A 15,148-nucleotide genomic window follows, 5' to 3' on the forward strand; every position below is an offset into this window, starting at 1 on the left:
CGGCCCCGCCGGCCCGGCGGTGGACGGGAACGGCCCGGCGCCCGGGACCGGTGCCCGGGTGCCCGGCTCAGCGCCCGAGGCCGTACGGGTTGCCGGAGGTGTACGGGTTGCCGGGGACGGGTGACGGCCAGGGGGTGCCCCGTGGGTCGACGGCCGGGGGCTGGTTGGTCGTCCGGTGGGGCTGGAGCTGGTCGAGGACCTGACGGAGCCGGCGGACGTCGCCGTGGTGCGGTCCGAGGCGCTGCTCCCGGTCGAAGAGCAGCTGGAGCAGCCACTGCCAGGCCCCCTCCGCGTCCCCGCCCGCCGCCAGCAGCAGGCCGATCCGCTCCCGCAGTTCGAAGGCCCGGTCCGGCGCGGTGTCGAGCCCGGACTCCAGGCGCGCCGTGCGGGCGTCGAGCAGGGCCCGGTACTCGGCCAGCGCCTCGGCGCCGTGGCCGAGGTGTTCCAGGCACTCCGCCGCACGGTGGCGGTGCTCCAGCCCCTGCGGGCCGTGCGGCCCGCCGTCGGAGGTGGCGGCCAGCAGCCGGTACTCGGGCAGGGCCTCCCGGTACCGGCGTTCCTGCAGCAGGGTGCGGGCGTAGATGGTCCGGACGGTGCGGACGAGCGGCGCGCCGTCGCCGAGCTCGGCCTGCGCGCGGGGCAACAGCCGGGCGGCCAGATCCAGCACCTCGCTGTGGCGCCGGGCGTCGACCAGGTCGGAGAGGTGCGCGCAGGCCGCCGCGAGGTCCGGCGAGGAGACGGCCCCGGTGGCGGCGGGCGGCGGTGCCCCGAAGCCGACGGGAGCGGCAGGAGCGGCGGGAGTGACGGGAGTGACGGGAGTGACGGCAGTGGGGGCCACGGCGGGCTGCCCGGGGACGGCGCTCATCAGCAGCGGCCGCGGTTCCGCCTCCACCGGCCCGGCGGACGGACCCGCCATCGGCCCGGCCGTGAACCCCGCGGGCGAACCCGCCCTCGCCCCCGCAGTCTGCGCGGGAACGGACGCCGGCGCCGGGGCGCCGAAGGCCACCGGTCGCGGCTGCGGCTGGTGGGGGTGGCGGAACGGCCGCGTCGGGTCCGGCAACGGCCCGTACCCCGGCTGCGGGACCGGCACGGCGGCCGGGAGCAGCGGCAGCAGCCGCTCGTTCACCCGCTGCGCGTCGGCCGGACGGTCGGCCGGCTGCTTGGCGAGCAGGTCCAGGACCAACCGCTCCAGTACCTCGGGCACCTCCGGGCGCAGCTCGCGCAGCGGGACGGGCGGTTCGTCGACGTGCCGGCGCAGCACGCCGAGCGCGGTCGGCGCGCGGAACGGCTCCTCGCCGGCGAGCATCTCGTGCAGCAGGCAGCCGAGCGCGTAGAGGTCGCTGCGCGGGTCGGCGGTGGCGGCGAGCGCCTGTTCCGGGGCCATGTAGGCGGGGCTGCCGATCGGGACGCCGGTGAGGGTCAGCCGGGTGGACTCGGTGTCCAGGGCGGTGGCGATGCCGAGGTCGAGCAGGACCGTCCGGCCGTCCTCACGGACCATCACGTTGCTGGGCTTCAGATCGCGGTGCACCACCGGCACGGCGTGCACCACGGCCAGCGCGGCGCACAGCTGCGCGGCCACGGCGACGGCCCGTTCGACCGGGAACGGCGCGTCCTCGGCGATCAGGTCCGCCAGGCTGACGCCCGGAACGCGCTGCATGACCAGGTACAGCTCGCCGCCGTCCTCACCCGCGTCGAAGACGGTGACCAGGCCGGGGTGGTCCAGCTTGGCCGTGATCCGGCACTCGCGCAGGAACCGGCGACGCAGTTCCTCACCCCGGCCGCCGCCCCCGGAGTCGGCCCCGCCACCGCCGGCGCCCGCGGCGATCAGGAGGTCGGTGCGGAGCAGCTTGACGGCCACCGGACGGTCGAGCCGCTCGTCGTAAGCGCCCCAGACCTGACCCATGCCGCCGTGGCCGATCTTCTCCGCCAGGCGGTAGCGGCCGCCGATGACCCGGGCGGCGGTCATCGGCCGCCCTCGCGGGCCTGACGGCGCAGCAGCTCACCCAGCTCGCGGAGTTCGTCGGCGGGCGGTGCCGGCTGCGGAAGCGGCTGGGCACCGTGGACGGGGGCGCCGGGCCCGCCGGGGGCGGTCGGGGTCACCGGAGCTCCGAGGGGGACGGTCGGCGTGGTGGGCGGACCGGGCTGGGCCGGCTGGGCGGGGACGGCGTACGGGGCGGCCGGGTGGCCGAAGGCCGTCTGCGCGTACGGCGCGAGGGCGTACACGCCGGTCGGGGCGGTCGGGGCGATGGGTGTGATGCCGCCGGGCGGTGCGAGCGGTACGGGGGCACCGACCGGCGCCGGCCAGAAGGAGCGACGGTCCATCACCAGGTAGTGGACCGGAGCGCCGAGCCACAGCGCGGCCATCGCCACCATGCCGACGGTGTCGGCGGTGTTCTGTTCCTTCCCGCCGTTGCCCAGGACCGCGCACACCAGCATCGTGGCGAACAGCCCGCCGAACAGCGCCGCGCCGACGACGTCGTACCCCCGCCGGCGACGGGCCGCCAGGAGGAAGGAGGGCAGCATGCCGAGCACACCGACCGTCAGCAGGGGCGCGAGCACGCAGAGCACCCGGCCCCGCGTGCCAAACGGGCCCGCGGCCGGCCCCGGGCCCGGGCTCGGCACCGGCCCGGGCGGCGGCCCGAACTGCCCGGGGTACTGCCCTGCCATGTGCGCTCCTGAACGGTGAGGACGACGGTCGGCCGAGGTCGTAGGAACCCCGCACACCGTACCGCCCGTACCCGGACCACCGGCGCCCTTCGCCAGGCCCGGGAAGCGCGCTCGGGGCACCGCCGCACCGCCGGGCACGAAATGGACCGACCGGTCTACAGATTCGCCGCCGGCCCGGGAAATATGCCGACCGGTCTACAGATTAAGGAATATGACGACCGGTCTACCTATCCCCCTCGCGCCCCACGAGCGGAACCCCTCAGGGAGCCGTCGGCGGCGGAGGGTTGGTGGCGAGGGTGTCGGTGAGGGCCTGGGTGAGCGTCCGGCCCAGAGCCGCGGCCTGGGCGAGGGCGGCGTCGAAGGCGGCGATCCGGGCGAAGGCCGCACCCAGTCGGCGCTGTTCGGCGATCGGGAGGCGCGGGAGTTCGACCCGGCGGATGTCGAGACGGGCGGTGGTGGAGGCGTGGCTGGCGGCCCGCCGGGTGCCGGCCGTGGAGCGGAGCCATCCGGCCAGGAAGTCCGGGTCGAGCAGCGCCGGATCCGGGCGCAGCAGGTGCAGCTGCCGCCCGAGGACCGCGCCCACCGCCGGGTCGCCCTCGCGGACCACCCGGGCCACCCCGCTCCCGAGGGCCGGGGTGAGCACATCACCCGCCCGGGCGCGGAGGCCGTCGGCCGCCCCGTCGAGGACGGCGCCGGTCGGGGTACCGGTGATCAGGTCCTGGTCCGTGAGAACCGGCGCGCCCACCGCTCCGGTCCCCCCGCCGACCGTGGCACGACCCTGGGCGCCCGGACCGGAGGAGTGCACCTCCAGCGCACCGCCGCGCACCAGCTCCCCCAGGGTGATGACCGGCGCGGGCGGGGCCGAGGCCTCCGGGGCGAGCGGCGGAAGCAGGGTGTCCGGTGCCGGAAGGTCGGCCAGGAGCTCGGCCAGGCGGCCGCCGAGGTGGGCGAGTTCGGCCACTCCGCCGACGGGTGCGGCGGGCGGGACGTGCCGGCTGGGCGAGAGGTCCGTCTCGTCGTCCAGCAGGTCGATCGCGGCCATCGTGCGGTGGCGACCCGGAACGTCCTCCGGCAGCGGCAGTCCCTCACGCGCGGCGAGGTCGAAGGCGCGCCAGGCATCCAGGACGATCCGCCTCAGCTCCGGCCAGTGCACCCGGTCGCGCCCGCCGCCCTCGCCGCCGCCACCGCCCGGGGCCGTGAACAGACCCGTCAGCTCCGACCCGACGACCCCGCCCGTACCGGCACCGACGGCCCCGCCGGCACCGCCGGTCGCGTCGAGCAGCAGCACCTGCCGGAAGTCGTCACCGGCCTCGGGGCGGCGAAGCACCCAGAGATGGAGCGGCACCCCGTACGGCGGGGCGGCGCCGGCCGGCAGGGCGATCACCGCGCGGAGGGAGCCGGAACGCAGCAGTTCGGCGCGGACCCGGCGCCCGGCCCGGCGGGTCGCGACGGTGGGCGGCAGCAGCAGCGCGGCGAGGCCGCCCGGGCGGGTGTGCGCGAGGCAGTGCAGCACCCAGGCGAGTTCGGACTCGCCGCGCGGCGGCACCTGTCCGCCGGGCCAGCGCGGGTCGTACTGCAACTCGTCGTGGCCCCAGTCGCGTTCGTTGTAGGGCGGCTGGCAGAGGACGGCGTCGAAGGTGTGGCCGGGGTGGGCGTCGGCGCGCAGCGAGTCTCCGGCGCGCAGGTCGATCGGGAGCGGCGCGGGGTCCTCGGCGGGGCTGTGCAGGGCGAGCCGGAGCTGGGCGATTGCGGCGATGACCGGGTCGGCGTCCTGCCCGTAGCGATCGGTGGTCGACGGGAGGGCGAGCAGGACCGCGCCGAGCCCGGTGGCCGGGTCCAGCACGGTGGCGGGCACGCCGGCGACGGCGGCGAGCAGTTCGGCGGCCTCCGGCGGGGTCGGGCTGAGCTGCCGGGTGTTGGCCTCCGCGTGACGGGTGAGCAGTTGCTCGTACGCGGCGGCCGGCCCGGCGAGCGGGGCAGAGACACCGGCCACGGCACCCGCACCCGCGGTGGACCCTGCAGGTGACCCCGCAAATGACCCCGCGGCGGCGGACAGTTCGGCGAGCAGCCGCGCCAGGTCCAGTTCGGTGCGCCCGAACAGGCTCGGCAGGCGGAGCAGTGCCGCCCCTTCGGGGCCGAGGACGCGGGCGGCGGTGGCCGCGACCGCGCGGGGCAGGGCGGTGGCGAGGCGGGTGTCGGGTTCGGCGGCGAGGGCGGTCCGCCGGGCCGGTTCGCGGTGCAGCGCGAGAAGCAGGGCACCAGCCCGGACCAGCGGTTCGGCGGGGTGGCCGGCCGGGTCGCGCAGGGTCTCCAGGAGCCGCCAGACACGTTCGAGCAGCGGCAGCTCGGCGATCTTGCCCTGGTCGCGCAGCCAGCCCTCGACCTCGGCCAGCGCGAAGGTCGGACTGGTGTCGCTGCCGCCCACCGGCTTCGGGAAGTCGGGGTGGCGGCGGCGCCAGTTGCTGACGGCCGCCCGGCCGACGCCGGCCAGCCGGGCGATCTCGACTGCGGTCACCTCGGGGCGGTCGGGCATGGCGGCTCCTCCGTACAGGGCTGTGACCGGACAGCATAGCCAGCACGCCACCACCGCCCGTTCACGCGTGAACTGAGAGGTTTCGCGAAAAGCTGTTGACATCGTTCACAGCGAATGGTGTGATCTCTCCATCGACGCCGAACCAGCGGCGCCGCCCGAGAAACCGGAGATCCCCATGTCCGTCACCACCACCGGCCGTGCTGTCGCCCGCCGCGCCACCATCCGCCGCTCGGCCGCACTGCTGCTGGGCGCCGCGCTGGTCACGCTGACCGCCACCGCCTGCAACTCCACCGGCAGCTCCGTCTCCACCGAGGCCAAGCAGCCCGCCGCGACCAGCGGGGCGGCGGCCGGCGCGGCGACCGGCGGCACTGCCGCCCAGCCCTCCGGCGCCGCCAAGCCCGCCGACAGCGGCGCGGCCAAGGCGCCCGCCAAGGTCGGTGACACCATCGCCCTCAAGAGCACCCTGGAGAAGAACAACACCGCCGACGTCACCGTGGTGAAGGTGGTCGACCCGGCCGAGAGCGCCAACGAGTACCTCCAGCCGGAGGCCGGCAAGCGCTACGTCTCGGTGCAGTTCCAGATCAAGGTCACCGGTTCCGCCACGTACAACGAGGCTCCCTGGAGCGGGGCCAAGGTCGTGGACTCCCAGGGCCAGTCCTTCGGCCCCTCCCTCGCGGACACCAAGGCCGGCCCGGCCTTCCAGACGCCCACCACCATCGCCCCCGGCGAGACGGGCAAGGGCTTCATCACCTTCGAGGTCCCCAAGGACGTCAAGCTCGACAAGATCCAGTTCGCGCTCGACAACGGCTTCGCGGACCAGGTCGGTCAGTGGAAGATCGCCTGACGGCTCGGTTCACAGGCGCACCACAGCGGCACGCCGCCGCAGCACCAGCACAACCGCACTCGCACTCGCACTCGCACCACGGCACCACGGCACCACGCACAAAGGCACCCCGAACGCAGAACAGCGGTCTCAGGCACCGAAGCCTGAGACCGCCGCACGCCCCCTCTCACCCCCGGGCCGGGCCATCGCCCGCCACCGGGAACCGGGAACTACCGCTTCGCCCCCGCGAGGTCGTCGAACATCACCGACAGGAACTCGCTGCACCACCCGAGCAGTTCACGCCCGACCAGCGGCTTGCCACCGATCCGCCCGGTGCTCGGCCGCGGCACCAGCAGCTGCTGCGCGGCGGCCTTGACCTGGCTGCGCGGGTAGAGCCGGTTCAGCCGCAGCTGCTGCGACTCCCGCAGTTCCACCGGCCCGAAACGGACGTTGGCCCCCTGAAGCGTGATGTCGGAGATCCCGCACCGCCGCGCGTACAGCCGCAGCGCCGCCACCAGCAGCAGGTTCTCCACCGGCTCGGGCAGCTTGCCGTAGCGGTCGACCAGTTCGTCGCGGACCTGCTGGATGTCCGCCTCGGAGTTGACCGCCGCGATCGAGCGGTACGCCTGGAGGCGCAGCCGCTCGCCCGGCGCGTAGTCGTGCGGCACGTGGGCGTCCACCGGCAGCTCGATCTTCACCTCCAGCGGCTCCTCCTCCGGCTCGCCGCCGCCGTTGGCCAGCGACTCGCGGAACTCGGCCACCGCCTCGCCGACCATCCGCATGTAGAGGTCGAACCCGACGCCGGCGATGTGCCCGGACTGCTCGCCGCCGAGCAGGTTGCCGGCGCCGCGGATCTCCAGGTCCTTCATCGCCACGTACATGCCGGCGCCCATCTCGGTGTGCTGGGCGATGGTGGCCAGCCGCTCGTGGGCGGTCTCGGTGAGCGGCTTCTCCGGCGGGTACAGCATGTAGGCGTAGCCGCGCTCGCGACCGCGGCCGACCCGGCCGCGCAGCTGGTGCAGCTGGGAGAGGCCGAAGGTGTCGCCGCGCTCGACGATCAGGGTGTTGGCGTTGGAGATGTCGATGCCGGACTCCACGATGGTCGTCGAGACCAGGACGTCGAACTCCTTCTCCCAGAAGTCGACGACGACCTTCTCCAGCTGGGTCTCCCCCATCTGCCCGTGGGCGGTGGCGACCCGCGCCTCGGGGACGAGGTCCTTCAGCCGGGCCGCCGCCTTGTCGATCGACTCCACCCGGTTGTGGATGTAGAACACCTGACCCTCGCGCAGGAGTTCACGCCGGATCGCCGCCGAGATCTGCTTCTCGTCGTACGGGCCGACGAAGGTCAGCACCGGGTGCCGCTCCTCCGGCGGGGTGGTGATGGTGGACATCTCCCGGATGCCGGTGACCGCCATCTCCAGGGTGCGCGGGATCGGCGTGGCGGACATGGTCAGCACGTCCACGTTGGCCCGCAGCTTCTTCAGCTGCTCCTTGTGCTCGACGCCGAACCGCTGCTCCTCGTCGACGATGACCAGTCCGAGGTCCTTGAAGCGGGTCTCGGAGGAGAACAGCCGGTGGGTACCGATGACGACGTCCACCGAGCCCTCGAACAGGCCCTCCAGCACGGCCTTCGCCTCGCTGTCGGTCTGGAAGCGCGACAGCGCCTTCACCGTCACCGGGAAGTTGGCGTACCGCTCGGCGAAGGTCGAGAAGTGCTGCTGCACCAGCAGCGTGGTCGGCACCAGCACCGCGACCTGCTTGCCGTCCTGCACCGCCTTGAAGGCGGCCCGGACGGCGATCTCGGTCTTGCCGTAGCCGACGTCACCGCAGATCAGCCGGTCCATCGGGACCGACTTCTCCATGTCCGACTTGACCTCGGCGATGGTGGTCAGCTGGTCGGGCGTCTCCGCGTACGGGAAGGCGTCCTCCAGCTCGCGCTGCCACGGGGTGTCCGGGCCGAAGGTGTGGCCGGGGGCGGCCATCCGGGCGCTGTAGAGCTTGATCAGGTCGGCGGCGATCTCCTTGACCGCCTTCTTGGCCCGCTGCTTGGTCTTCGCCCAGTCCGCGCCGCCGAGCCGGTGCAGCGTCGGGGCCTCGCCGCCGACGTACTTGGTGACCTGGTCCAGCTGGTCGGTCGGCACGAACAGCCGGTCGCCGGGGTGGCCGCGCTTGGCCGGCGCGTACTCCAGCACCAGGTACTCGCGGGTGGCGCCCTGCACGGTGCGCTGCACCATCTCGACGTACTTCCCGACGCCGTGCGCCTCGTGGACCACGTAGTCGCCGGCCGCCAGGGCCAGCGGGTCGATGGCGTTGCGGCGCCGGGACGGCATCCGGCGCATGTCCTTGGTGGAGGACTTCTGGCCGGACAGGTCGGTCTCGGTGACCACGGTCAGCTTGAGCGCCTCGTCGACGAAGCCGTGCTCGATCGAACCGCAGGAGACGTGGACGACGTCCCGGGTCGGCGCCTCGGTGAGGTCGGCGACCAGCCGGGCCGGGATGCCCTCGTTGCCGAGCACCTCGGCAAGGCGGCTCGCCGGGCCGTGCCCCTCGGTGACCATGACGACCCGCCAGTCGGCGGCCAGCCGTTCCTTGGCGTCGGCGATCGCGCGGGCGGTGTCGCCCCGGTAGGCCTCCACCGCGCGCATGTCCAGGGAGAGCGTGTTGACGTCGAATTCGAGCAGGCCGTCCGTCGAGGCGTCACTGGTCGCGAACGGGCTGACCGACCACCACGGCAGTCCGATCTCGGCGGCGTGTTCGCGCACGTCGGCCAGCGACCGCAGCGAGGCGGCGGAGACGTCGATGCTCTCCAGGTCGATCGGGCGGTCGCCGCCGGCCGCGGCCGCCACCCAGGAGGCGTGCAGGAACTCCTGGCTGGTCGCCACCAGGTCGGCCGCCCGGGTGCGGACCCGCTCCGGGTCGCAGACCACGGCGACCGAGCCGAGCGGCAGCACGTCCACCAGCAGTTCCATGTCATCGACCAGGACGGGCGCCAGCGACTCCATGCCCTCGACCGCGATGCCCTCGGCGATCTTGTCCAGGATCTCGGCCAACCCCGGGTGCTCCACCGCCAGTTCGGCGGCCCGCGCCCGGACCTCGTCCGTCAGCAGCAGCTCCCGGCACGGCGGCGCCCAGAGCCCGTGCTCGGCGATCTCCAGCGAGCGCTGGTCGGCGACCTTGAAGTAGCGGATCTCCTCGACGTCGTCGCCCCAGAACTCCACCCGCAGCGGGTGCTCCTCGGTCGGCGGGAAGACATCCAGGATGCCGCCGCGCACCGCGAACTCGCCGCGCTTCTCGACCAGTTCGACCCGCGAGTAGGCAGCGGCCGCCAGTCGCCGGGCGACCTCCTCCAGGTCGTGCGACTCACTCCGCCGAACGGCCACCGGCTCCAGCTCGGCCAGCCCCTTCACCTGCGGCTGCAGCACCGAACGCACCGGCGCCACGATCACCTGCACCGGGCCGGCCGCCGGGTCGTCCGCCCGCGGGTGCACGATCCGGCGCAGTACGGCCAGCCGGCGGCCGACCGTGTCCGAGCGCGGCGAGAGGCGCTCGTGCGGCAGCGTCTCCCAGGCCGGGAACTCGGCCACCGCGTCCGGCGGCAGCAGCGAACGCAGCGAGGCCGCGAGGTCCTCGGCCTCCCGGCCGGTCGCCGTCACCGCGAGCACCGGACGGCCGCGCTCCCCCGCCGCCTGGCCGGCGAGCGCGCGGGCCAGTGCGGCGATCGTGAACGGCCGGGCGGCGGGCGGGCCGACCAGGTCCAGGTGGTGCCGGCCGCCGGCCGCGGCACCGGTGGCGGTCGCGGCCTCGATCGCCTCGGCGAGGGCCGCGTCCCGCGCGACGACATCGAGCAGTCCGGTCAGGCTCATGTGGAGTCTCTTCTTCGTCCCGTGGCTGGTGCTGCCCCCGGGCACCAGAGGCCGGCCGGGCAACGCGAACGGCCCGGCACGCCGAGCGGCCGGGGGTCTCCAGACTACGCCGCGCCGACGACGCGCACGCCGCGCACGCCCTCGGCGGCCCCGGTCCTCGACGACGGGGCGCGGGCGGCGGGGGTGCGGCAGGGAACCGTCGGGCCGGCGGCGGGCGATCAGCGAGGGCGCCGCGGGCGATCGGCGGGAGTCCCGCGGCCCGCCGGCGGAGGTGCGGCGGGTACGAAGGGTCACGCGGGCCCCGGCTCCGCGATCTGCCACGAACTGGACATACTCCTGTCACTGGCCGTCCATGGAGATCGCGCACCATGGAGAACGTGCTCGCCGCACCCAACCGTGGGGGATGGCTGTGGCGGCACGACCGCACACCCGATGGGGGTCGGGGGTGCGAGGCGTGGGCGACCCTGGGTGGGGGCGCCCGCCCAAGCGCCGGGAACCGTGGCGCCCTTTCCTGGAGGGCGCCACGGGTCTCGGCCTCTTGCGTTCGCGGCTCCGTGCTGCCGCGGTGCCGTCGGCCGTATTGCCGGGGCCGGTTCGCCGGTGGGGCCGGTTCGCCGGTGGGGCCGGTTCGCCGGTGGGGCCGGTTCGCCGGTGGGGCCGGTTCGCCGGTGGGGCCGGCGACCAGGTGACCCGGCGGGCCCGACGATCCGATGGCCGGTCCGCCACGGCGCGCCTCCGCCGCGCGCCCCCGTGCGCCTCCGGTCGGCTCCGGCCGGCCGGGCGGAATCCCCGAAAACCCACGCGGGGCGGGCCCGCTCCCTACCCTGTTGTGGCGACGGTGCGGGGACGCCCCGGAGGGGACGCGGGGGTACCGCGATGGAGGGGGTACTTCGTCATGCGCGTTGTCATCGCAGGTCAGGGCTATGTCGGACTTCCGCTGGCGGTCCGCGCGGCCGAGGTCGGACACCGGGTCGTCGGGTACGACGTGGACGAGCGCCGCATCAAACGGCTGGCGGTCGGCGAGTCGTACGTCGAGGACATCCCCGCCGAACGGCTGCGGCCGCTGCTGGAGAACGGCTCGTACCTGCCCTCCGCGGACCCCGCCGACGTGGCCGGGTTCGACATCGCCGTGATCGCCGTGCCGGCCCCGCTGCGCGACGGGGTCCCGGACCTGTCGCACATCGAGGCGTCCGCCCGGCTGCTCGCCCAGCACCTGCAGCCGGGGGCCACGGTCGTGCTGGAGTCCACCACCTACCCGGGCACCACCGAGGAACTGCTCGCGCCCCTGCTGGAGGACGGCTCCGGCCTGACCGCGGGACAGGACTTCCACCTCGGCTACAGCCCCGAACGGATCGACCCGGGCAACCCGGTCTGGCGGCTGGAGAACACCCCCAAGGTGGTCTCCGGGACCGACCCCGCGGGGCTCCGGGCGGTCGAGGGCTTCTACGGGCAGCTGGTCGAACGGACCGTGCCGGTCTCCTCGTGCAAGGAGGCCGAGCTGACCAAGCTGCTGGAGAACAGCTTCCGTCACGTGAACATCGCGCTGGTCAACGAGCTGGCGATGTTCGCCCACGACCTCGGCGTCGACATCTGGGAGGCCATCGACGCGGCCTCCACCAAGCCCTTCGGATACCTCCGCTTCACCCCGGGGCCGGGCGTCGGCAGGCACTGCCTGCCGCTCGACCCGTCGTACCTCCCCTGGCGGGTCGAGCGGGCGCTCGGGCGGTCGTTCCGCTCGGTCGAGCTGGCCAACGACGTCAACGGCCACATGCCGGACTACGTGGTGCGGCGACTGGCGGAGGCCCTGAACGACCGGCAGCGCCCGGTGAAGGGCTCGCGAGTGCTGCTGCTGGGGCTCGCGTACAAGAAGAACACCGGGGACGCGCGGGAGACGCCGGCCGCCCGGGTGGTGGAGCTGCTGACCCGGATGGGCGCCGAGGTGCGGGCCGCCGACCCGCATGTGGTGGTCGGGGTGCACGTACCGGAACCGGTGATCCCCGGCCAGCGCGCCCCCGAGCAGGACCCGCACGGCGACCCCTTCGCGGCCGTCCACCGGGTGGAGGCGACCCCGGAGGAACTGGCGGCGGCGGACGCGGTGGTGCTGCTGGCCGACCACGACGAGTTCGACTACGAGGCCGTCACCACCCACGCCCGGTACGTCCTGGACTGCCGACGTCGGCTGTCGGGGGCGACGGTGGAGATTCTGTAGACCGGTCTACATATTCGGCCGGTGCCGGCCTCGGCCGCAGCCCCGAAGGTAGACCGGTCTACATATTCGAGCCGGCGATCCGGCCCGCGCGTGCCCGGCGGCCGCACAGAAAATAGACCGGTCTACATACGCCTCGACGTATGTAGACCGGTCTGCATAATCCCCTCGGGCCACGCCCAGGCCACACCCAGGCCCACGCCCGCACCATGCCCCCACGCCCCGGCCCGCGCCCGCGCGCGACCCGGGCCCGCCCGGCTCAGGTGCGCTTGTAGCCCACGGTGTTCGGGGTGGCGTAGTCGCTGCCGTCGTCCACGATCACGATCTTCGGGATGATCCGGGTCTCCACCTCGCGGACCTCACCGGCCGCCTGGGCACCCTCGGCGTCGTCCTCCTGCTCGTCATCGGCGAAGGTCTGCACCGGGCCGGTCCGCACCGGCGCCACGGACGGCGGGGCGGCCGGACGCGGGGGCACCCCGGGCGGGGTGGCGGGAACGTCAGCGGGTGCGGCGGCGGGAACGGCCCGCAGCATCGTCGTCGCCGTCTCGCTCGGCGACGCGGGCTCCGGCACCGACGCGGAGGCGGGAGCCGGAACGTCCTTCCGCAGGCTCGCCACCGGGATCTCCCCGGTGTCCGCCTCCGAGTCCACGACAACCGCGACCCCGGCCGACTCCCCGGCAAGCTCCCCAGCCTCGGCCCCGGCCGCATCCGCCGAAGCCGCGGCCGACGCCGGTGCCGGTGCCGGTGCCACCACGGCTGACGCCGCCTCGGCCGACACCGAAGCCACCGAAGCCACCACGGCCGCCGCAGCCACCGGCGCCGCCTCGACCTTCGCCGCCCCGGCCTCCGCCGGCTCGATCGCGCCGACCGCCGCGCCCGTGAGCGAGGCGAGCGTCCCCTTGATGTGGTCCAGGTGCTGCTGGACCGTCGCGTACTTGGTCGCGAACTCGCGCTGCTCCTGCTCGCTCTCCGCGTTGATCCGCTCCGCCTCGCGGCGGGCCTGCTCGATCAGCTGGTCGGCCCTGGCCTGCGCCTCGGCGTCGGACTGCTTGATCTGCCCGAGCACGGTCTCCCGGTGCTGCTCGGCCTCCTTGAGCCGGCGCTCGGCGGTGGCGGCGACCTGGGCGTCCCCGGAGTCGGCCTTGGCCTGCTCGGCGGCGAACGTCTCGTCGGCGTTGCGGCGCCGCTCGGCCAGTTCGCTCTCGGCCTGCTCGGAGGCCTCCGCCGCCGCGACCCGCACCCGGGCGGCGTGGGCGGTGGCCGTGTCCCGCACCGCGCGGATCTCGCGGTCGGCCTCGGCGCGCAGCTTCTCGGCCTCGGCGCGGGTGCGCTCGTCGGTGCGGCGGGCGGCCTGGTCCGCCTCGGCCTTGGTGGTCGTGGCGTACTCCTGGGCGGCCCTGGCGAGCGCCTGCCCCGCCTCGTACACCTCGTCGCGGGTGTCCTCCGCGAAGCGTTCGGCCTTGTCGCGGACGGCGCGGGCCTCGTTCTCGGCCATCGCGGCCAGGGCGGCGGCCTGCTCGCTCAGCTCCTCGTAGTCCGGTTCCGGGGCGTCGTCGGCGGCCTGGAGGATGTCGGCCAGGCGGCGTTCCATCTCCCGGATCCCCGCCCCCAGGACGCTGAGCCTCTCCCAGGCCTCGTCACGCTGGGCCGTCAGGGCGTTCAGGGCTCGGTCGACCTGCTCGGGCGCGTAGCCGCGCCGGGCGACGGTGAAGCCGTGCTGCGAGACGGCGTCGCTCATGGGCACTTCCCCTCGGTGTCTCGGGCTGCGGAGCCCATGATCGAACGGATCGGACGGTTCGGGAACCACGTCGGAATACGGTTCTGGTACGGATATGAACGCGTCGAGGAGGGGCCGGGTAGACCCATCCTCTTGACCTATTTTGCGCTGATCTGGGCGAAACCCCAACGAGGCAGAGCCGGACCGGCACGCCGAAGGGGCCGCCCCGGGCACCGGCACGACCCCTTCCACCTGCGGTGTTCCGTGACCGTCGGTTACAGCAGGCCGTCCCAGAACTGCTCCAGCAGGACGGCCCACCAGGTGTCCGCGGACTGCAGCGCCGCCGGGTCGACGGCGGCCAGCTGGGCCTGGAAGTCGGTCGTCCAGCGACCGGCCTGGTCAGGTGTCAGCCCGTACCGCAGCCGCCACATCCGGCCCAGCAGGGCCAGGGAGCGGACGAACTCCGGCACACCGCTGTTGACGAAGCGCGGGCCCTCGCCGGTTCCCTCCAGGTCGACCGCGACCACGTGCGCCGTGCCGTACTGCACGCAGAGCTGGCGGCCGTAGTCGTTGCCGAGCACCAGGTAGCCGCCGAAGTCCGGACCGCCGGGGATGCCGCGCTCGGCGGCGAGCTCGGCGAGCGTCGGGATCGGGCGGCCCTCCTGGGCCTGGGCCCAGAAGAACGGTCCGAACTCGCGCGGCAGCCCGGCCCACATCAGGGTCTGCGCCACCGGTTCCGGGACGCCCTGGCGGGAGACGGCCCGCTGCTCGAAGCGGAACACGTTCGGACCGAAGGACTGGCCGAGCTCCTGCGCGAGCTGCTGCGGGGCGATCGGCGGCAGCGGCGGGACGGTGCCCGGCGCGGGCAGCGGCACCCGGAACGGGCGCACCCGCTGGGCCCCGGAGGCGAGCTGGTGCAGCTCGTCCAGGTGGTCCAGCAGCTGGGCCATGCCGGCCTGTCGCGAGTGGTGGTCGCGACCGTAGTCGGCGGTGTGGGTGAGCCGCACGTTCGGCCAGGAGGCCGCGATCATGCGGTTGCAGTAGCCGCCGGGCAGGTCGCAGGACTCCAGCTCGGTGTAGAGCTCCAGCACCTGCTCCGGGGGCACGTTCAGCCGGCGCAGGTCCTGCAGGATCTTCCACTCGGGGTGCGGGGTGCCGGGCTCGCTGCGGTGCAGCAGCTTCTGCTCGGAGCCGTCCGGGCCCCGGTAGCTGAGCGCGGCGAAGTACCCGGGGCCGACCGCGGGTACGCCGGGCGGCACCGGGGCGCCCTGCGGCGGGCCCGGTACGGGCGCCGGCGGAACGGCCGCGGCGGCGGGCGCCGGGGCGGCGGGCGAGGCCG

The 15,148-nt window shown here is 74.5% G+C and carries 8 protein-coding genes; 2 read left to right on the forward strand and 6 right to left on the reverse strand.

The genetic code is table 11. The features are described from left to right. Window positions 1–67: 67 nt before the first annotated feature. From ACWEQL_RS25010 to ACWEQL_RS25020, 3 genes are all read right to left on the reverse strand, one after another. Window positions 68–1,966 (reverse strand): protein kinase domain-containing protein, encoded by a 1,899-nt coding sequence (locus tag ACWEQL_RS25010; protein ID WP_452152544.1) that lies wholly within the window; start codon window positions 1,964–1,966, stop codon window positions 68–70. Continuing rightward, window positions 1,963–2,559, reverse strand: coding sequence for a hypothetical protein (locus ACWEQL_RS25015; protein ID WP_452152545.1), 597 nt, complete (start codon window positions 2,557–2,559; stop codon window positions 1,963–1,965). The genes ACWEQL_RS25010 and ACWEQL_RS25015 overlap by 4 nt, the downstream gene beginning before the upstream one ends. A 367-nt stretch (window positions 2,560–2,926) precedes the next feature. Continuing rightward, window positions 2,927–5,200 (reverse strand): N-6 DNA methylase, encoded by a 2,274-nt coding sequence (locus ACWEQL_RS25020; protein ID WP_452152546.1) that lies wholly within the window; start codon window positions 5,198–5,200, stop codon window positions 2,927–2,929. 175 nt (window positions 5,201–5,375) lie between these two features. Here ACWEQL_RS25020 and ACWEQL_RS25025 point away from each other — a divergent pair, with 175 nt between their 5' ends. Continuing rightward, on the forward strand, window positions 5,376–6,044 hold the full coding sequence (locus tag ACWEQL_RS25025) for a DUF4352 domain-containing protein (RefSeq protein ID WP_452152547.1): 669 nt from the start codon (window positions 5,376–5,378) through the stop codon (window positions 6,042–6,044). A 209-nt stretch (window positions 6,045–6,253) separates the two neighbouring features. On the opposite strand, the gene mfd is transcribed toward ACWEQL_RS25025, so the two are convergent. After that, window positions 6,254–9,886: a transcription-repair coupling factor gene (gene mfd, locus ACWEQL_RS25030; protein ID WP_452152548.1), complete on the reverse strand. Its 3,633-nt coding sequence runs from the start codon at window positions 9,884–9,886 to the stop codon at window positions 6,254–6,256. An 895-nt stretch (window positions 9,887–10,781) separates the two neighbouring features. Here mfd and ACWEQL_RS25035 point away from each other — a divergent pair. Continuing rightward, the gene (locus ACWEQL_RS25035) at window positions 10,782–12,095 is read left to right on the forward strand and encodes a nucleotide sugar dehydrogenase (protein ID WP_452152549.1); all 1,314 of its coding nucleotides are present in this window, start codon (window positions 10,782–10,784) and stop codon (window positions 12,093–12,095) included. 256 nt (window positions 12,096–12,351) lie between these two features. Here ACWEQL_RS25035 and ACWEQL_RS25040 read toward each other — a convergent pair whose 3' ends face one another. Beyond that, window positions 12,352–13,830: a hypothetical protein gene (locus tag ACWEQL_RS25040; protein WP_452152550.1), complete on the reverse strand. Its 1,479-nt coding sequence runs from the start codon at window positions 13,828–13,830 to the stop codon at window positions 12,352–12,354. Between the two features lie 254 nt (window positions 13,831–14,084). Then, window positions 14,085–15,148 (reverse strand): SUKH-4 family immunity protein (locus ACWEQL_RS25045; protein WP_452152551.1); only part of this gene is annotated, 1,064 nt, incomplete at its 5' end.

The sequence above is a fragment of the Kitasatospora sp. NPDC004240 genome, assembly GCF_053603215.1.

Excerpts from the sequence above, each read along its gene's own strand:
- ACWEQL_RS25010 (WP_452152544.1), bottom strand. The coding sequence starts at position 1,966 with ATGACCGCCGCCCGGGTCATCGGCGGCCGCTACCGCCTGGCGGAGAAG.
- ACWEQL_RS25020 (WP_452152546.1), bottom strand. The coding sequence starts at position 5,200 with ATGCCCGACCGCCCCGAGGTGACCGCAGTCGAGATCGCCCGGCTGGCC.
- ACWEQL_RS25025 (WP_452152547.1), top strand. The coding sequence starts at position 5,376 with ATGTCCGTCACCACCACCGGCCGTGCTGTCGCCCGCCGCGCCACCATC.
- mfd (WP_452152548.1), bottom strand. The coding sequence starts at position 9,886 with ATGAGCCTGACCGGACTGCTCGATGTCGTCGCGCGGGACGCGGCCCTC.
- ACWEQL_RS25035 (WP_452152549.1), top strand. The coding sequence starts at position 10,782 with ATGCGCGTTGTCATCGCAGGTCAGGGCTATGTCGGACTTCCGCTGGCG.
- ACWEQL_RS25040 (WP_452152550.1), bottom strand. The coding sequence starts at position 13,830 with ATGAGCGACGCCGTCTCGCAGCACGGCTTCACCGTCGCCCGGCGCGGC.